This window comes from Peribacillus sp. SIMBA_075, assembly GCF_046534585.1.
On sequence record NZ_JAWRYN010001225.1, the window covers coordinates 1 to 249 of the forward strand.

A 249-nucleotide genomic window follows, 5' to 3' on the forward strand; every position below is an offset into this window, starting at 1 on the left:
CCTTCATTATCTCCGCCAACCATTCTCTCTCCTATTTTATCTCGCTTAGGATGCGCATAACGAATACCATCTTTATTTCCAACTACAATAAAATCAGCATCTGTATCAATTCGAATTTTTTCTGCAATTGGCTGAATGATAGAAGCTGGGTTTTCTTTTTGAAAAGCTTCCGTTATTTCAGGTATAGCAGCAACTGTTTTCGCAACATGCAAAGCCCGTTTCCCAATTTGCTCTTCTACCGTTTCAGAC

General features: G+C 39.0%; 1 pseudogene. It reads right to left on the reverse strand.

Going from position 1 to position 249, the window contains the following annotated elements:
- Positions 1–249, reverse strand: a pseudogene (locus SB775_RS32220) (sensor histidine kinase); the annotation flags it as partial.